The organism is Paenibacillus turicensis, assembly GCF_017873435.1.
Lineage (GTDB): Bacteria > Bacillota > Bacilli > Paenibacillales > Paenibacillaceae > Fontibacillus > Fontibacillus turicensis.
Genome location: NZ_JAGGKG010000001.1, coordinates 480299 through 498522, shown reverse-complemented (window position 1 = coordinate 498522; position 18224 = coordinate 480299). Strand labels below are relative to the sequence as shown.

Below are 18224 nucleotides of genomic sequence, written 5' to 3'. Positions count from 1 at the left end.
GGTTTTAAGGAAAGAAGCATGGAATTTAACAAGGGTAATTTAAGGAAAATGTATGATAATTCCATGCTATGTCATAGGAAGGTGATGTACGATGGTAGGAGCTTCGGACTATTTGCTAAAGAAGGTGGATGTCAATAAAACATCCTAATACAAGCTAAGTTAATTTCTAAGTTAATTGAAAAAAATGTGTTGAGCATTGATGCCAGTTTCACTAATATCAAGTAATCCAAATGAATATCTTTTCTCACGACGCTTATCGGTTGGTGAACCCGGGTTAAACAACAAAATGCCGTTTTCATTACGCATCAAGGGTTGGTGTGAATGACCAAACAAAATTACATCTACTTTTTGTCCTTCAAAGGCGAGTAACGCATTCCCATCGGTTCCTTTGCGAGAATAAGGGGTATGACCATGGATTAATCCAATCTTCTTTCCTTCCAAGGTTAACAGCTTTTGTTCCCCAAACCGTTCAATGATTTCATACCCATCATTATTACCCGCAATACCATCTACAGGGGCTAACTGGGCTAATTGATCATACACATCCATCACAACCCAATCTCCCAAATGCAAAATTAGATCAACCTTACTAAATTCCTCAATTAGTAGCTGAGGTAACTTTTTACCCGCGCGAAATATATGTGTATCTGATACGACGCCTATTCTCATCACTATCATCTCCTGTATGTTAAAATTAATAATATCTCAAGCTATGTAGCTATTATACCCATAATGAACTGTAAAGTTAAAATATACATATGAGGGGAACCAAATGAGAACTTCTTGTCTACGCTAATTGGAGTTGGAAGATTGATTCGGTAGAGGTTCTGAAAGAGATGGGGAAATGAAAATATTAAAATTAAATAGACTTGGGAATCGTATTGAACTCCGTATATCCCACATATCACCTTCATGATCAGAAGCTTAACATTAGTTAGGGTAACTTTTTTGAAGGTGTTATTTTTTTTAATCCGAATTTCGCATCAAAATAAGAATAAGTTTATGTACAATAATGAAAAAATCCATAACCATATTAAGATTGAGGTGGATAGGAAATGGAATTGCCGTTTTGGCTAAGTCAAGCAATACTAAATAGGTTAGATGAAGTCACGGCTAAAATTGAGAATGACTCCAAATTACGAGAGATACGACGGGAAGAGCGTAGGATGTTTTATGCAATGTTTGATAATGAAAATATAGTACAAACCCCTGAATTCAGAGCATGGGAAGATCAGCATCATTATAGACAGTCGTTAATTCAAGAAAAACTCTACAAGCAAGGCATGGAGGATGGGATACAGCTTGCTTATTCTTTATGGAAGAATGTAATAGAATTGTAAGTTTAAATAATTGATGACTGATATTATATTGGAATTAATGACAAATAGATGTATGATCAGGGCTCAACTTAGAAATCAGGACTTGACAATAAGCTAACGAAGCGAAGGAGCAGGGAGATGGTGGAAAAGCGGTAGCGTCCGCCTTTAAGGCCACACTTTTATCAATTGAACAAATGTTTAAAAAAAGTGGGACCTTAACAGCGGTTGAAATCACTCTCTGCTACGTAGCCTCTTACTTCTTATATTGTCTAGTTCTGAATTATTGTATTGAGCCTATATTAAATCTATTAGGTATGTATGAGGAGGGCAAAACATAATGACAGATATCCTTTTTAAGACAGAAGATTATATTTTTAGCTACAGAGTTGCGGGCATTCTGATTCATAATGGTAAAATACTATTGCAAAGACCTATTAATGATACTGGCTACTCCTTTCCTGGCGGACATGTCAGCTTTGGTGAAACCAATGAACAGACTCTTATTCGAGAATTTTTGGAAGAGATAAATGCGGATATTACTGTGAACGGACTGAGATGGGTAGGGGAGAACTTTTTTCCTTGGGGGGACAAGCCCTGCCACCAAATCTGTTTATTTTTCGATGTTTCTCTTAAAGATGAATCACAAATTCCACTGGATCGTAGCTTTTTTGCGATTGATGAATGGGGGAATGAGCAGGCTAAACTGGAGTTTTCTTGGATTTCACTAGATAAAATTGCGGAGATAGAACTTTATCCGTTGAATACAAAGAAGTTGTTACAGGCTTACAGCTCTGAAATAAAGCATTTTATATACAAGCAGCATTAAGCAAAAAAGTGAAAATTAAAATTCAGGAGGTTTTATTAGTGCTAGTAGAACATTTTTTGGGTAAAGCGGTGTGTACTACCTACGAGGAACTAGAGAGTATTTTGGAAGTTCGTACAGAGAAAGGTGTTAATGAATTTATAATATCTAGTAAAGAATATTATCCTTTTATTATGATGTCAGTAAAAGATGATTACGCTACAATAAGCTATTTTGATAAAGAAGATGAATCTAGCTTTGTATCCATTGGTTTTAATACCGATTTGGAGCAAGATGGAATTACTATATTTTATACTAATACGGATAAGGAAGAAATCGCCGTTGAGAATGGCTTCATACTTCCTTATTCTAAAGCAACGATGGTTATTAAAGAGTTTTTTGAAACGATAAGATTACCTAAATGTATTGAATGGGAAGAGTTATAGAACAAAATAAAAGAAACTGAGAAAAGTTGGGAATTCCTCAGTTTCCTCGTGACAATTGTTATTACTATTGAAATATATTAAGCACTTTTTTTCTCAGTTAAGCTATCTGTCTTTTTACGAATCGGGGAAATAAACCAATAGGTCATACCTACAAATAGTGATCCACCGACGATATTACCTAATGTAACAGGGATCATATTGTGTAGCCAACCAGCAAATGTGATCGTTTCTGGATGTTTTGGCAACATTAGTGCCAAGCTCAGCAAGGTCATGTTGGCAACACTATGCTCGTAACCACTCGCGATAAACGCATATAGACACCACCAGATAAGAACAAGCTTAGCGATATCCTCTTTGGTACGATTACTCATCCAGATCGCAAGGCACACAAGCCAGTTACACAAAATTCCGCGGAAAAACAACTCCATAATTGGGGCACTCATCTTTTTAGCTGTAGCCGCATAAATGAGATGCTCTGCACCAGCGGCGCTAAACAACCCTGAGCCTACAACAAGGAGGGAAAGCACACATGCACCAGCTAAATTAGCAAAAAATACGACGGTCCAATTCGTAAGCATATCGCCTACCGTAGTTTTTCTAGCTAATGTGCTTGCGGTGAAAAACATGTTGTTGCCTGTAAATAGCTCTGAGCCTGCAAAAATAACTAACGTGAGTGCTAGACCAAAGGACATTCCCATAACCATCGGTTGCAATGGTGATTTAACAGCAGCTAAGGGAGCACCAACGCTAAAAATAAGAATGATACCAAGTCCTACATAAGCCCCTGCAAGCATTGCCAATACAAAATAGCGGGAAAAGCTCGCCTTCATCATTTCTTTTTTCTTTACTGCAGCATCCGTAATTGCTTCTAAATTTTGCGTAAACATGATATCCCCTCCATAGTTGGACAGCTAAAAAAACGTAATTGTGCATTTTTTCACAATCTAATTTATATTTCATAGTTTGCTTGATATAAAAAGAATACGCTGTGCGTAGGATCACAAAAAATATAACAAAATTAAGACAAATAGACACTCGATATTAATACTAGTAAAATAAAAGAGCAAATTAAACTGAATATTATTATGTAAAAAATATTAAATCATAGCTTTGAAAGGAGCATCTATGGCTAAAAAGAGAAAAACATTACCCAAAGATTTTCCCGAATTGCTAGAAACCACTAATATAGAAACGTTAATGGCTATTTATGAAAAATGTGAGCTAGATGCCTATGATGGCTCTAATAAGGAGAGCGCATTATTTTTACGTCATATTCCAGATGAGCTTGTAAAGTGGCTTGTTGAACAAGGCGCAGATATAAACCATCGAGATACGTATGGCAAAACAGCACTTCATGCCAAGGTAGGACGTGGAGAGGATATCGCTTTGCTAGTTGAGCTTGGGGCAGATATTAATGCAACGAGTAGATGGGGGGATACCCCGCTACATATCGCCGCAGGTTATTTTAAAGCAGAACCAACTCAACAACTCATTAACTTAGGTGCCGACATTACAATTAAAAATGGAAACAATCACACGCCACTTGAGAGTGCATTAGCACGCTGTTCAAATATCGATATTGTGAATATGGTAAAGGTTGCACAGGTATTTCTAGGCGCTAATACACCAATGACTAAGTCTATGCAGGAGTCAGTTACGGCAATCGGAGAACGTTTTGAGTTTCATCGAGATAACTTTAATAAAGAATATTTACAAGAAACAGAGCAAGCACTAAATGAGCTGTATGCAATATTTGGTGTAACCCCAGTAGGCAAAATCAATAAGCATGATGGAGTTTCGCCAATTGTAGCGATTAGTGAGACATGGCAGCAACAGCACCATGAATTATGGGAATACCTTGTTCCGGGAAGTGGACATGCAGAGACGATTCAAGGCGAAGTCATTCGAATTACTGGTCGTGTCTCCAATGAAATTATGAATAATGGTGCCATCAACTGGGACAAAGAGTATAAAAAGATGCTAAAAGCCTTGCTTAATTATTTAGAGTTAGGGACACCTTTAAGCGCTGAGGATCTAGTATCAGCTACTCAAGCAGTTGCAGAACTGCAATCAGGAAACGGTGATGATGAACCCGCTTTATTATGCCATTTAGCGGTCAAATGGGTGCTAGATAATCCACAGCCGCTAAAGATACGTGAAGTGGACTATCGTCGGTAGTATATTAATCTAAAATCCAATACGGATATTTCAGTAAGTTGCGGACGACAGTATTCCATTTACTTAAATGATAAGTGGGTACTTGCCGTCCTTTTTATACTCCTAGAGTACATGAATGTCTGTTAAATATACTAAATACCCCTCATTACCTTTTATAAAATCGAACATAATTGTAAAATCGTTTAATTCCCCGCCACTTGTTAAATCGTATTCCGTACCGTATCCACTCTCATCCTTATATTCGTACAAATCAAACCGATGGTTGGAAGGAAGCGTAACCTCATTTGGATTATCAATCGTTAAGTAAGGCTCATCCTCCATATTAAGCTCTAGAAAAAGCGCTAAATCTTGCTTGCTCCAAGCATTGCTATGGTTAGAAGCATCGTCAAGCATCAGGTATGCCTCATCTACTTTTTTTGCGGATAATCGTGCTAGAAAGTCCTTGATAAAGCTTAAAAATACCTTTTCGTGTGCATGTTGTCCTTCGTTATTGTAAGGAATCATTAGAAAGCCTCCTGACCCTGATCTTTGTGTAACTTTCCTTGGATGATACCAGCTTTAAAGGAAAAAACCAATATGCCAATAAGAGTTGTATTATATTAATTCAGATTAGAGATAACAAGTAAAAAGTAGAAGCTAATAAATTATAAATTTTAAAAAAAGAAAGGATAAATTTCCCTAAATGTATGCTATTATTTTCCTATAAATATAAATTTAATAGGTCTTTCATGCTTTTTAGGAGGTTATTTTAGAGCTGAATATGTGAAATTATCCTTTTTTTTACTTAAATCACCTTGAGTAGTTAATAGGATGGGAATAGGAACATAGTTTCATATAGGTGAAAATTCCTAGATATGCGGACAGGAAATACATAGTAAGAGATGAGGGGAAATAGACATGCAAATTGAATTAAGAGTTTCTGATCTAGAGGAGCTAGGTTCAAAATTGCGAAGATCAGGAAATGAGATTGAGGGGATTCGCTCTGAATTACGGCGAGCAATGAGCGGGTTAAGCTTAAGAAGTCAAGGGCGAGCAGAAGTAGATTCCTCCTATCAAAGGATTGAAAGTATGCTCAAAGAACTAGAGCAAAGCTTGGATCGATATAGCCGAGGCGTCACGTTAAAAGGGAAAAATTTTGATGAAGCAGATGGTAAAGCACCTCCGTTTGAGTGGGGGAAGGTGTGGGATGTCTTCAAGGTGATAACTAGCATTGTCTTAGACTTTACTCCGATTGTGAGCAATATTAAAGCGGTGGTCGAAGCGTTAACTGGGCGTGACCTCATTACTGGAGCCGAACTGACTTGGTATGAACGTGCTTTAGGCTTACTGGGTCCACTAGGAAAAGGACTCAATAAGGGAGCAAAGCTACTTAAAGCTACTGATGAAGTCGTATCTGGTATTAACAAATTTACAAAAGCAACCCATGTAGTTGCAGAAACTGTGGATAATGGCAAAGGAATTGTGGAAGCCATCACTGGCGTAGATATGATCACAGGGGAAAAACTACAGCCTTGGCAACGTGCTTTAGCTGCCGCTGGAGTTACGGTTAGCGTAGGTGTAAATAAATGGGCGAATCAGAAAAACAATAAGTTCATGCAAGCCGCCAACGAGGTCACTGATGATTCAAAACGGATAACCAAGTCGCAAAATGGGTCACAAGGGGACATGGGATCAGGAAATAAGAAGGATGCTGGAGGGAATTCATCACATCAGAAGGACGGTTCACATACGGAAACCACTGCCCAAAATCAAGTTTCTAATCCTAATGAAACTCATGTACAACAAGGGACAGAAGTTACCCAAATAAGTGACCCGAAGAAAACCGAACAGAAGTGCATGAACGGGGACCCGGTGCATGTGGGTACAGGTCAGCAATTTATGATTCATTCCGCTTTAAAGCTGTATGGGGCGGCTACTTGGGACCTACAGCTCTTTTACAACTCTAACTTATTGCAAAAAAGTGAGCTTGGCTTAGCATGGACACATAACTATGCAATGCGTTTAGATTTTGAGAATGGACAACAAGTCAATCAAGAGGCAGAGTTAGATCCTAATCGTATGGACACAGGAGAGGAATTTAACCAAAAGGCGGAGGTGGATCCACCAGATGAAGCCAGTATGCCAAGACAATCCAGTGGATTAAGCGAATCCAGTATGCCAAGCGAAGCCATCACCATCTGGTGGACAGCAGGACGAAGAAACGTCTTTACGCGTCAAGAGGATGGGGTATACCGTTCAATGGATACCGATGTCCTTCTAGATGAGCTTACGCCAGTGGCAGAAGGATATGAATTAAAGTTAGGCTCTACAAGGGAACGCTACTATTTTAATAAAAATGGAATTTTACAGCGACACGTCAACCGAGTAGGAATGGCGTTACAAGCTACCCATGATGAACAAGGGGTATTGCAGTCACTACAGGATGAGTTAAGTGGGCGTGCTCTACAATTTAAATATGATCAAGGTTTACTTACTGGGGTCATCGATGGCCATCGTCAGATTTCCTTTGCTTATAATGAAGCAGGTTGGTTAGAAGAACTCACCGATACAGAAAACCTAGTGACAAGCTTTACCTGTGATGAAGCAGGGCGCATTTTAACGATGGCTACCAATGGTAAACGTGACTTTACGAACGTCTTTGATGCATTCCATCGGATTGTTAAGCAGATTGATGGTAAAGACAGTGTCACTACATTTGAATATGATGCACATAGTCGTCCAGGGTACTTTCTAACCACCGTCACGAATCGGGCTGGGGAAGTGGAGCATCATGTCTATAATGAGCGTCACCTTTTGCTCGAAATTAGTGGAGAAGAAGGAGTACTGCATCGTTACACCTACAATGAGCGTGGTCAGAAGCTAACAGAAAGTAATGCATTAGGGGAAACGGTCTGCTACACCTATGATGAAAAGGGACAACTCATAAGCTTCCAAGATGCACTTGGACAAGCAACAACGTATATGTACGACAATAGGGGCTTGCTAATCGAAGAGCAAAATGCACTTGGTGCAGTGACAAGATATACTTATGATGAGCAGGAGCGACTCACTCAGATTACACGCCCTGACGGAGTAAGCTGTCATTGGGAATATCATGAAAGTGGTGCACTGTTAGCTTATCACAACTTTGCAGGTGAAACAGTCCGTTATCAGTATGATGACACGGGGTACATCCAAGCGATGCAAGATGGAGAAGGTCGCCAAACCACAATATTGATTGACGAAGTAGGACGGATGGCAGGCGCACAGGATGTCTATGGGGGAACGCTACTTCGGAAATATAATGACGATGATAAGCTTGTTGAGGTCAAGGATGCATTAGGACGAACTTGGCGTTATCAATATAATTTGGATGGTAAAGTTACTGAAATCTCTGATCCTACTGGTGGGACAATCTCATATACGTATACTGCAATGGGGAAAGTCGAAACCACCACCGATCCACTAGGTAATACTCACCATTACACGTATGACGGAGAAGATCGACTGATCGCAGAAGAAGATGCTCGTGGTGGGATCACTCGGCTGCGGTATGATGGACGTGGACGTGTCGCTTCGGTGACGGATGCGTTAGATCGCATGATCACCTACAAATACGATGCAACTGGCCGCCTAGAATCTGTATTTGATGCGCTAGGTCAACCCGTCCAAACGTTAACCAATGATGCCAACGGTCAGCCGATTGCAATCAGTAACGCGCTTGGACATACAACAGAGCGTCGTTTTAATGCATTGTATCAACCTGTAGAGCAGGTTGCAGCAGATGGGATTAAAACAGAATATCACTATGATGAGCTTGCACGTTTGCAGGAGGTCATTGAAGATAGTGAGCAATGGCGAGCACGGTATACACAAAGCTATGATTTCGAGCATCGTCTAACGAAGTATCAAGATGCTAACGGCAACGAAACGACGCTAACGTATAATCGGACTGGACAGATAGTTGAAGAAAAAAATAGCACAGGACATGGGTTAAGTTATACCTATGATGACCGTGGCTGGCTTGCATCGAAGCAAAATGCACGTGGTCAACAAGAAGGCTACACGTATGATGCCGCAGGTCAACTAATCAGCATGACAGATGAAGTCGGTCAGCTTGAAATCCAGTATGATGAAGCTGGTCGCTGGGTGGAAGGGAAGGAAACACTCAGCCAAGCTTCACTCCAAACTAGGAATCAAGGGAAAGAACTTACACAAACGATCCGTCGTAGCTATGATGCTTTAGGTAGATTGATTGAGCAATGGGATGTATGGGGACAACGGATTGGTTATGCGTATGATGAAGTCGGCAACCTTACCCATCTGACGTATCCCGATGGCAAAGTGGTGGAATACCGTTATAACCTTGGTGGTGAGCTGACCGAGGTTAAGGACTGGGCAGGTAGATTAACACGGTATCGGTATGATGCGAACGGACATCTCATTGAAACGAATCGTTCTAATGGAACGAAAGAACGCCGTAGCTACGATGCGTTAGGACAGCTTTTACGTCAGCAGGATGCAACCCCACAAGGCATTTTGCTACAGGATTTAAAATACGAATATAATGAAGTCGGTCAAATTGTCCGAGAACAAAACAAGCAATATACGTACGACCAGCTTCGCCGTTTGATCAGTGGAGCTGACCAAGGTAAAATTACGTATTATCGTTATGATCTTGGTGGGAACCTGACGGAGCAAAATGAAGTAGATGCACAGACAGGGCTTGGAATTGAAGGAACAAGAGGGTTAACAGGAACAGGAGCCATAACAGGAACAAGAGAAACAAACATAGGCGACAAACTAGGTGGATTGGATCAAGGTTCATCTAACACAACGAATACAATGTCTGTATTCAGCTATAGCGCAGATAATCGCCTACGTCGTATTGGCAACTACCCAACAGAGCATGATGCCGATGGGAACCTGTTATACTTCACAGATGGTGAAAAAATGGCAGCGTATGAATACGACGCTCGTAACCGCCTAATCCAAACTGGTCGTATGAAATATCGGTACAACTGGCGAAATGAACGCATTGAAAGCATTTGGCGTGGTAAGGTAACACGCTATGTAGTAGATGATTTAAGCACATTTAGTCGTGTGTTAATGGAGTTAGATGGTGACGGGAATGTCCTTACCCGTTATGTATATGGGCTTGGTTTAATAGGTCGAGAAGACGCAGCGACAGGCACTTACCTAAGCTACCACAGTGATCTACGAGGAAGCACCACCATCCTAACCAATGAGCACGGCTTAGTCACGGATCGTTATGCTTATGGAATTTATGGTGAAGTAGACCATTTTGAAGGCAACACGTCCCAACCGTTCCAATATAACGGTAGAGATGGTGTCATGCACGATATCAATGGACTATACTATATGCGAGCACGGTATTACCATACAGAGCTGAAGCGGTTTTTAAATCGGGACGTAGTCCGAGGCGATATTACTGATGGGCAGACATTTAACCGCTATGCGTATGTAAATGGTGATCCAGTGAGGTATGTGGATCCGTTGGGATTAGCAAGGTTAGGGTGTGAGTTTTTTGAAGAAGCGAAGATAGCTAGAACCGGAGAAGATTGGAATGAGTATTTTAAGAAGCAATATGGCGATGGAAATGTTGCATGGGGAATAGAGGGAACGGGGAAAACCGGAGCATATAATCCTTATTTCTCAGGTGGGACTGGTCAAGGATTAGGAAAACTTGAAGGGATGGAGATAAACGTATCTCAAAAAGGGATCGACATCGTTAAAAACCATATTTCCACATTCGATTCATATGCTCCTAATCAAGCAATGATTCAACGACTAGAAAATGCTTTACAAAGTGGTAAACCATTGACGGGGGCAGATGCAAGTTTTTATATGCATGAAGTTTCTGAGTTTACAAAAATGAGAAAAGGTATGGATTACGATACTGCTCACGCATCTGCAATACAAAAGTATAACGTATCACCGTTTAGTGTGTATCATCCTGATGTTATTAAATCCATGCCGGGAGAATTTAATTCTTCATGGTTTAATTTTTGGGGGTTAGAAAAATGAAAGTAGAGTATGATTTGGGTAAATATAGAAAGGCAGTATTATGGAAAGATGAATTTCCAATACCGCCTAAAGAAGTGGATCATGAGTTGGAAACTTCATTACTATTAAGTAAACCCATAATTTCTGAAAATAAGAAACTAGCATTGGAGTTGAAGTTGCCAAGGAATAGTTCGTATTATGGATTACTGGGGGTAGAATATATACCTAATCATACCTCAGAAGTGAAAATTATTGTTAAACATAGTAACAAAAATAATATATTGTATAATTCTGAGTTAGGGCTAAACGAAGAAGTATATGAAGGTATCTCTACCGAATATGCTAAATCAATTATTAGCAGTACGAGGGATGGAATAATGGATTCCAATTGGCAATATGCAGGTAGCATTACTTTTGTTATAGGTGCCCATAGTATTGTTGGTTCTAGTGAAGCAGTTTTTTCAAAGGTTGTAAAGATTATATTAGCTTTATTGTCAAATGAACTCACTCTAGATTCTTCTTTAAGTGATGATTTTTTAATAAATGAAGAGTTAAACAACTAAAATCGTTGTTAATCTGTTTAAACCTTGATTGGCTAAATGCCTTTCAAGGTTTCTATTGTTGATCTTACCCAGTGACGAATGAAGATAAACTTCAATCAATAACACCAATATCCAATGAATTAATTAGATGAAGACTTTTTCATTTTAAATGTATGTACATTTAAGGCTTTATTTTTATAGCCGAAATAGCGGTATTCCGTTTTGTTGAACAGGTTAATTATGGTCAGATACTACCATGATTGATCTGTTCTTTACTATCTTTTTTATTATCTAACAGAGCATGATGCCGATGGGAACCTGTTATACTTCACAGATGGTGAAAAAATGGCAGCGTATGAATACGACGCTCGTAACCGCCTAATCCAAACTGGTCGTATGAAATATCGGTACAACTGGCGAAATGAACGTATTGAAAGCATTTGGCGTGGTAAGATAACACGCTATGTAGTAGATGATTTAAGCGCATTTAGTCGTGTGTTAATGGAGTTAGATGGTGACGGGAATGTCCTTACCCGTTATGTATATGGGCTTGGTTTGATTGGTCGAGAAGACGCAGCGACAGGCACTTACCTAAGCTACCACAGTGATCTACGAGGAAGCACCACCATCCTAACCAATGAGCACGTCTTAGTCACGGATCGTTATGCTTATGGAATTTATGGTGAAGTAGACCATTTTGAAGGCAACACGTCCCAACCGTTCCAATATAACGGTAGAGATGGTGTCATGCACGATATCAATGGGCTATACTATATGCGAGCACGGTATTACCATACAGAGCTGAAGCGGTTTTTAAATCGTGACGTAGTCCGAGGCGATATTACTGATGGGCAGACATTTAACCGCTATGCGTATGTAAATGGTGATCCAGTGAGGTATGTGGATCCGTTGGGTTTGAGTGCGGTAGATAGTTGTTTTACTGAGGGAACGGGCAGTCCTGTTTCATCAAAAACCATAATGTCGTTTGAGGAAGCGCTAGAAGCTCTCAATAAATCTAATCTAAGGCCAGGACAATCTGTAATCTCAAGAAGACGAGTGATGGAGATAATTGAAAATTACGACCCAGTAAAAGCAAATAGTAGTGTTTATAGCAATGGTACAACCTCTTTTGTTATTGAAGGACATCACACGACAGTGGCAAATACAATGCTTGGACGAGGTGGTAGTTTTAACATGAATACTCCTACAACACAGCTACCTTCAGCTACAAATGTATACTGGACCAAAAGATGGTATCAAATTTGGAGGAAGTCTATTAAAGTATTAGACTAATAAAAGAGAATGTAAATGTTTTGAAAGAAGTGATATATTTTGAGAAAAAATAATATCTATGGTGAAATATTATATATCGGACTTGTAGCAGAAAAAGGTCGGGTCTTTAATGAAATATGGAAATATAATTATAGAAAAACATTAAAATTGCATGTTTCTATGTGGCAAAAAATACTCATGAGAATGTGTGACACAGCATACAACAATGAGGATGAGCAATTACTAAGAGAATTTTTTGAATTATGTAAGAAAAGAAAGGATATAGGAAAATATTATAATACGCTAATTGAATCATTTTCTGAAATTGAACAAATAATAACTACTTGCACTGAAAACGTCGATAATACCCACGAGGAAACAGTGATCATTAGCTTAATGAATGATTTATTCTTGGAATTAACAGAGTTATTGAAGCCAAAACTAATAGTGGATAGAAAAAAAATTCATCTAGTGATAAGAGTGCTTCATAATCTTCCGAGATTCTTTTTACAAAATCCACAAACGTATATTTATGGGTTAAAAAATGTTGCTTCAAGTTTTTATGATGTCATAGAATATTCATTTGGAAACATGGATCAAGATATGAAAGATCGTTATTTTAAATACAAAATTACTTAATTATATAAGTTGTTTTAAAATATTTCTAAAAATAAATAAAAAATCTCCAACAATACTATTTGAAAAGGAAAATAAACTTCTTAAAAGATGATCTCTGTATTTTCAGGGTCATCTTTTTAACGTTCCACTGGTATGAATTGTGATGAGTATTCGGAGTAGAATTCCAAAATATTTTGAATAGTTTGAGTAATATACTAAAAATGGTAGGATAATAGCAGATGAAGATGATTACGCTTAGTATAAGTTGAATAGCAGGTGATCTATTGAAAATCCAAATAGAGTATGGTGAAAATATTATCGTTGCTGTGGTAGTTCGTAAAAAATGGAGCTGGTATGTCACTGAAAAAGAATATTGGTTCTTAGATTTAATAAAATTAGAAAAAGCATTTTTAATTAAAGGGTATCAACTTCCTAATCTAGGAGACTATTCCGATCGTTTTGATATTGGAGTACTAGATGAAAATTCCGCAGACAAATTTTTAAATGAAATAAGCGAATCCAAGGTAAGCTTGGTTGAATTGAGAGAATTAGTATTAAAACTAGCATGTGGTAGCAAAGAAAGTGAAAACTTTCCTACTGAGTTAACTCCATCATTATTAGTTGATTTTGATAATAAATTGTTGATGTCCTATTTCCCTGAACCTGCATCTTTTGAAAACTACATACCTGATGGTTGGGATGGAGTATATGAAAACTTCTTAGATAAAGTACCGATGCAAGAAAGATACTGGGTAATAGATGGAATAGATTATTTTTGTGGTAAATTGTAATAACTAGTGAAGAAAGATAGGATTACAAACCCCACCCCCAAGGAGCGATACACTTGAACAGATCAACCATACTAGAGCAGCTTCAATCCCAACTACATAGTGGCAACCACATTATTGGCGTAGGAACGGGGGCTGGCATTACAGCCAAATACGTAGCGCAAGGTGGAGCAGACTTTATTTTAACGTTGAATTCCGGCAGGTTCCGTCAAATGGGACGGAGTTCACTGGCTGGTTTTTTGCCCTATTGCAATAGTAATGACATGGTGATGGAGTTTGCTTCAAGGGAAATCATTCCTTTAGTAAGAAATGTGCCTGTACTATTTGGTCTAAATGCGAACGATCAAACTAAAAAAATGCCGGCCTACATCAGCAAAATTAAAGAGGGCGGTTTTGCTGGCATCAACAATTATCCCACTGTTGGTTTAATAGACGGAGTGTTCCGCGAAGCACTAGAGGAAGATGGTATCAGCTATGAGCGTGAAGTGGAGGCAATTGCGTTAGCCCATAAGCAAGGATTGTTTACGGTGGCTTTTGTATTTGATGAGCTTCAAGCTACGGCTATGTTAGAGGCGGGCGCAGACGTTATTTGTGTTCATTTAGGACTCACAGTGGGTGGATTACTTGGGGCTAAGAAGGTCGTTTCCTTAGAGACTGCTAAAAAGAAGGCATTACGGATATTTGACGTGTGTGACAAAATTAAGCCTGACATTATTAAAATGATTTATGGCGGCCCTGTAAAGACGCCGATTGATGTTCAATATATGTATAGCAACAATACGCAGATTATGGGGTACATTGGGGGATCAGCCTTTGAGCGCATTCCTTCAGAAAAGTCGATTACCTCGATAACACGCGATTTTAAAGCGTTGGGTAAGCTAGATGAAGACGATTTTATGGTTAAAATGTTAAATGGAATCACGAAGCATTATGACTATGTCGATTTTGTCAAAGAATATGTAGCACAAAACTACAATAATGAAATTGTGTTTTCCGATTTAGCTCAAGTTGCTCATGTTTCACGCAGTTATTTAAGTAGTTTGTTTAAAAAAGAGGTCGGCTGTAGCTTCCAATCGTATCTCGTAAATTTTCGCATTAACAAAGCAGTGACGTTACTTCAAGCACCACAGCTTCAATTATCTGAAGTAGCTGCAATGGTTGGGTATTCGGATTATGCCCAGTTTAGTGCCATGTTTAAAAAGCTTAAAGGTTGCTCACCTCGGCAATATCGCGCTAAACTACTTAAGGACTCTAAGTAACTCGATCTAACTTGAATTTAACTGACACCCTTAAAATTCTAATCTAACCTAATCACAAGTTTATCACACATGAAAGCATTTTCATGAATAGAAGGAGCCAGTATGATAAAGCTATAGCGATCGTACTGGTTTTTGTTTTTCCTTTTGTTTTTCCTCAAAACCAGCATCCTATATTCTAATTTTTTAGTTCAATCTCATTATAAAATTAATATAAGGAGGCAACAGGATGAAAACCATTGCAATTGCAGGCACATTTGACACAAAGGGTGAAGAATATCTCTACATCAAAGGGATCGCGGAGGAGCTTGGACTTCGTACCTTTATGATTCATACTGGTGTATTTGAGCCCGTTTTTATACCGGATGTGTCCAATGAGGAAATTGCTCAAGCTGCGGGCATGGACATGAAAACCCTTGCAAAGAAAAAGGATCGTGCTTTAGCGACAGAGGTATTGTCCAAAGGCTTAGAAAAATTAGTGCCAGAGCTGTACAAGCAAGGTAAATTTGATGGCATTATTTCCTTTGGAGGAACCGGTGGGACTTCCTTAATTACACCTGCGATGCGTGCTCTGCCGATTGGTGTGCCAAAGGTGATGGTGTCCACAGTTGCCTCAGGAAATACAGCGCCATATGTAGGAACTAGTGATATTATGATGATTCCTTCTGTTGTGGATGTAGCAGGGTTAAATTCAATTTCTACTAAAATATTTACCAATGCTGTGTTTGCTATCGCAGGTATGCTGAAATTTGAGCATAGTCACGAGATTGAGAAAAAAACCTTAATTGGAGCTACCATGTTTGGGGTAACGACACCTTGTGTGACCGCTGCCAGAAAATATATGGAGGATCGTGGCTACGAGGTGCTTGTGTTCCATGCAACAGGCGTGGGTGGACAGTCGATGGAGGCTTTGATTGACGCAGGTTTCATAGAAGGTGTGTTAGATTTAACGACAACGGAATGGGTCGATGAAATTGTTGGGGGCGTATTAAACGCAGGACCACATCGCTTAGAGGCGGCTAGTCGCAATCGGATTCCACAAGTGGTATCCGTTGGTGCGCTGGATATGTGTAATTTTGGACCGATGGATACAGTGCCAGAAAAATTCAAGGATCATACATTTTACAAGCACAATCCAACGGTTACGTTAATGAGGACAACTGTAGCGGAAAATGAGCAGGTAGGCAAAAAGATCGCTGAAAAGCTCAACATGGCAAAGGAACGTACCGTTTTAATATTACCACTAAAGGGAATCTCAGGCATTGATGTAGAGGGACAACCTTTCTACGATGTAGAAGCAGATCAGATGTTATTTGACACATTACGTAAACATGTTGACCCTTCTGTTGTTCAAATCATTGAGATGGATTGTGATATTAATGATCCAAGCTTTGCGGAAGCCGCGGCACAAAAACTAATTGATCTAATGAACGTTTAGGAGGAGCTATATATGAACAAATTAACTAGAACTGAAATTATGGCGAAATTTAAAGAAGAAGTGAAGCAAGGAAAAATTTTGCTTGGTGTGGGTGCGGGGACTGGAATTACTGCGAAAAGTAGTGAAGCAGGCGGCGCAGATATGCTTATTGTGTACAATTCTGGACGGTACAGAATGGCAGGACGTGGCTCTTTAGCAGGCTTGTTGTCTTATGGCGATGCCAATCAAATTGTAGTGGAAATGGGTTCAGAAGTATTACCTGTCGTCAAGCATACACCTGTATTAGCGGGTGTGTGTGGGACTGATCCTTTCCGCGTGATGGAAGTGTATTTAAAGCAACTAAAGGAGCAAGGGTTTAGTGGCGTGCAAAACTTCCCTACTGTTGGCTTGATTGATGGTGTATTCCGTCAAAATCTAGAGGAAACAGGCATGGGCTATGATCTTGAGGTAGAAATGATCCGCATTGCACATGAGTTGGATATGCTGACCACACCTTACGTGTTTGACCCTGAGCAAGCAAAAGCGATGGCAGAGGCAGGAGCGGACATTTTAGTCGCGCATATGGGCTTAACAACTAAGGGAACGATCGGCGCAAAAACAGCACTAACACTAGATGATTGTGTAGAGCGAATTGAAGCAATTATTGAAGCAGGACGAGCTGTAAATCCAGAGATTATGATTATATGTCACGGTGGGCCAATTGCGGAGCCTGAGGATGCAGCATACGTTATGCAAAAAACAAAAGGAATTGATGGATTTTTTGGTGCTTCGAGCATTGAGCGTTTTGCGGCAGAGAAGGGGATTAGAGAGCAAGCGGCGGCGTTTAAAGGAATTACAAAGTAATAGTTAAAGCAGGAGGGGCAAATTGCTCCTCTTTTTTCGTTGTGATCAGTTGTTGTGTCGAACGATTCAATCTTTTCCCAACTGTGATAAAGCAGGTTGAAGTATGCTTGAACTAAGCTCAAAATAGACTATAAATGAAGGAAGAAGAGTAACGAAGCTAACGCTGTACAAAGAACGAAACTAATAATTCTTGAAAAAATGGGGGGATAAGATTGGGGAATTACACCAGTAAAATCGGAAATCATGTATATGTAAAAGGTGGTTTAGAAGCGGTCAAGTTGTATAAAGAAGCATTTTTAGTCGAAGAAGAGGGAGAGCCTTGGTTAGATGATGAAGGTTTAATTATACATCAAACTCTTGTGCGGAATGGAGAACTTTTTTTAAGTGTCAGTGAGAACAAGTATTTACCTGAAGGATTTATGGAAAGTTATTCTACTGACGTGTGCCCAACCATGTTATTTTGTGTTTACTACCGTAATGAAGAAGACTTGCGTAGGACTTTTGAACTTTTATGCAAAGATGCAAAGAGATACACAGAGATACAAGCTGAAGGGAAGGACATGATTTGCGAAGTGATTGATAAATTCGGGGTATTTTGGCATCTTCGTTTTCCAAAAGATCAAAACGTATCTTTTATTCCCCAATAGCAGATGTGGAGACATGTTGACACCCTTGTTATTCACATTATTAGCAGAATTAAGCAGAATGAAAAGTAT

At 39.3% G+C, this 18224-nt stretch carries 16 protein-coding genes; 13 read left to right on the top strand and 3 right to left on the bottom strand.

Features of this window, described 5'->3' with window-relative positions; genetic code table 11:
- Nucleotides 1-171: 171 nt before the first annotated feature.
- Nucleotides 172-669: a metallophosphoesterase family protein gene (locus tag J2Z32_RS02020; RefSeq protein WP_210087451.1), complete on the bottom strand. Its 498-nt coding sequence runs from the start codon at nt 667-669 to the stop codon at nt 172-174.
- Nucleotides 670-1055: 386 nt separating this feature from the next.
- Here J2Z32_RS02020 and J2Z32_RS02015 point away from each other — a divergent pair, with 386 nt between their 5' ends.
- From J2Z32_RS02015 to J2Z32_RS02005, 3 genes are all read left to right on the top strand, one after another.
- Nucleotides 1056-1340, top strand: coding sequence for a hypothetical protein (locus tag J2Z32_RS02015; protein WP_210087566.1), 285 nt, complete (start codon nt 1056-1058; stop codon nt 1338-1340).
- Between the two features lie 316 nt (nt 1341-1656).
- Nucleotides 1657-2145 carry an NUDIX hydrolase gene (locus J2Z32_RS02010; RefSeq protein ID WP_210087450.1) on the top strand — a complete coding sequence of 163 codons (489 nt, stop codon included), beginning with the start codon at nt 1657-1659 and terminating at the stop codon, nt 2143-2145.
- A 38-nt stretch (nt 2146-2183) separates the two neighbouring features.
- Nucleotides 2184-2567 (top strand): hypothetical protein, encoded by a 384-nt coding sequence (locus J2Z32_RS02005; protein WP_210087449.1) that lies wholly within the window; start codon nt 2184-2186, stop codon nt 2565-2567.
- A 77-nt stretch (nt 2568-2644) separates the two neighbouring features.
- Here J2Z32_RS02005 and J2Z32_RS02000 read toward each other — a convergent pair whose 3' ends face one another.
- A complete protein-coding gene (locus tag J2Z32_RS02000; RefSeq protein ID WP_210087448.1) occupies nt 2645-3454 on the bottom strand; it encodes a formate/nitrite transporter family protein in 810 nt (269 codons plus the stop codon).
- Nucleotides 3455-3692: 238 nt separating this feature from the next.
- Between J2Z32_RS02000 and J2Z32_RS01995 the strand changes: the two genes are divergently transcribed.
- Nucleotides 3693-4745 carry an ankyrin repeat domain-containing protein gene (locus J2Z32_RS01995; protein ID WP_210087447.1) on the top strand — a complete coding sequence of 351 codons (1053 nt, stop codon included), beginning with the start codon at nt 3693-3695 and terminating at the stop codon, nt 4743-4745.
- Between the two features lie 102 nt (nt 4746-4847).
- Here J2Z32_RS01995 and J2Z32_RS01990 read toward each other — a convergent pair whose 3' ends face one another.
- On the bottom strand, nt 4848-5249 hold the full coding sequence (locus J2Z32_RS01990) for a DUF7668 domain-containing protein (RefSeq protein WP_210087446.1): 402 nt from the start codon (nt 5247-5249) through the stop codon (nt 4848-4850).
- Nucleotides 5250-5642: 393 nt separating this feature from the next.
- Between J2Z32_RS01990 and J2Z32_RS01985 the strand changes: the two genes are divergently transcribed.
- The 9 genes from J2Z32_RS01985 (at nt 5643) to J2Z32_RS01945 (ending at nt 18155) form a co-directional block, all read left to right on the top strand.
- Nucleotides 5643-10772, top strand: coding sequence for a pre-toxin TG domain-containing protein (locus tag J2Z32_RS01985; RefSeq protein ID WP_210087445.1), 5130 nt, complete (start codon nt 5643-5645; stop codon nt 10770-10772).
- Nucleotides 10769-11314 carry a hypothetical protein gene (locus J2Z32_RS01980; RefSeq protein WP_210087444.1) on the top strand — a complete coding sequence of 182 codons (546 nt, stop codon included), beginning with the start codon at nt 10769-10771 and terminating at the stop codon, nt 11312-11314. The genes J2Z32_RS01985 and J2Z32_RS01980 overlap by 4 nt, the downstream gene beginning before the upstream one ends.
- Nucleotides 11315-11638: 324 nt before the next feature.
- On the top strand, nt 11639-12586 hold the full coding sequence (locus J2Z32_RS01975) for an RHS repeat-associated core domain-containing protein (RefSeq protein ID WP_210087443.1): 948 nt from the start codon (nt 11639-11641) through the stop codon (nt 12584-12586).
- 39 nt (nt 12587-12625) lie between these two features.
- Nucleotides 12626-13204 (top strand): hypothetical protein, encoded by a 579-nt coding sequence (locus J2Z32_RS01970; protein ID WP_210087442.1) that lies wholly within the window; start codon nt 12626-12628, stop codon nt 13202-13204.
- A 263-nt stretch (nt 13205-13467) separates the two neighbouring features.
- Complete coding sequence (locus J2Z32_RS01965) at nt 13468-13974, top strand: hypothetical protein (RefSeq protein WP_210087441.1); 507 nt, start codon at nt 13468-13470, stop codon at nt 13972-13974.
- 53 nt (nt 13975-14027) lie between these two features.
- Nucleotides 14028-15230 carry a phosphoenolpyruvate hydrolase family protein gene (locus tag J2Z32_RS01960; protein WP_245251049.1) on the top strand — a complete coding sequence of 401 codons (1203 nt, stop codon included), beginning with the start codon at nt 14028-14030 and terminating at the stop codon, nt 15228-15230.
- 226 nt (nt 15231-15456) lie between these two features.
- Nucleotides 15457-16665, top strand: coding sequence for a Tm-1-like ATP-binding domain-containing protein (locus tag J2Z32_RS01955; RefSeq protein ID WP_210087440.1), 1209 nt, complete (start codon nt 15457-15459; stop codon nt 16663-16665).
- 12 nt (nt 16666-16677) lie between these two features.
- The gene (locus tag J2Z32_RS01950) at nt 16678-17508 is read left to right on the top strand and encodes a phosphoenolpyruvate hydrolase family protein (protein ID WP_210087439.1); all 831 of its coding nucleotides are present in this window, start codon (nt 16678-16680) and stop codon (nt 17506-17508) included.
- 212 nt (nt 17509-17720) lie between these two features.
- Complete coding sequence (locus J2Z32_RS01945) at nt 17721-18155, top strand: VOC family protein (protein WP_210087438.1); 435 nt, start codon at nt 17721-17723, stop codon at nt 18153-18155.
- The last annotated feature ends 69 nt before the right edge of the window (nt 18156-18224 follow it).

Excerpts from the sequence above, each read along its gene's own strand:
- J2Z32_RS02020 (WP_210087451.1), bottom strand. The coding sequence starts at position 669 with ATGAGAATAGGCGTCGTATCAGATACACATATATTTCGCGCGGGTAAA.
- J2Z32_RS02015 (WP_210087566.1), top strand. The coding sequence starts at position 1,056 with ATGGAATTGCCGTTTTGGCTAAGTCAAGCAATACTAAATAGGTTAGAT.
- J2Z32_RS02010 (WP_210087450.1), top strand. The coding sequence starts at position 1,657 with ATGACAGATATCCTTTTTAAGACAGAAGATTATATTTTTAGCTACAGA.
- J2Z32_RS02000 (WP_210087448.1), bottom strand. The coding sequence starts at position 3,454 with ATGTTTACGCAAAATTTAGAAGCAATTACGGATGCTGCAGTAAAGAAA.
- J2Z32_RS01995 (WP_210087447.1), top strand. The coding sequence starts at position 3,693 with ATGGCTAAAAAGAGAAAAACATTACCCAAAGATTTTCCCGAATTGCTA.
- J2Z32_RS01990 (WP_210087446.1), bottom strand. The coding sequence starts at position 5,249 with ATGATTCCTTACAATAACGAAGGACAACATGCACACGAAAAGGTATTT.
- J2Z32_RS01985 (WP_210087445.1), top strand. The coding sequence starts at position 5,643 with ATGCAAATTGAATTAAGAGTTTCTGATCTAGAGGAGCTAGGTTCAAAA.
- J2Z32_RS01980 (WP_210087444.1), top strand. The coding sequence starts at position 10,769 with ATGAAAGTAGAGTATGATTTGGGTAAATATAGAAAGGCAGTATTATGG.
- J2Z32_RS01975 (WP_210087443.1), top strand. The coding sequence starts at position 11,639 with ATGGCAGCGTATGAATACGACGCTCGTAACCGCCTAATCCAAACTGGT.
- J2Z32_RS01955 (WP_210087440.1), top strand. The coding sequence starts at position 15,457 with ATGAAAACCATTGCAATTGCAGGCACATTTGACACAAAGGGTGAAGAA.
- J2Z32_RS01950 (WP_210087439.1), top strand. The coding sequence starts at position 16,678 with ATGAACAAATTAACTAGAACTGAAATTATGGCGAAATTTAAAGAAGAA.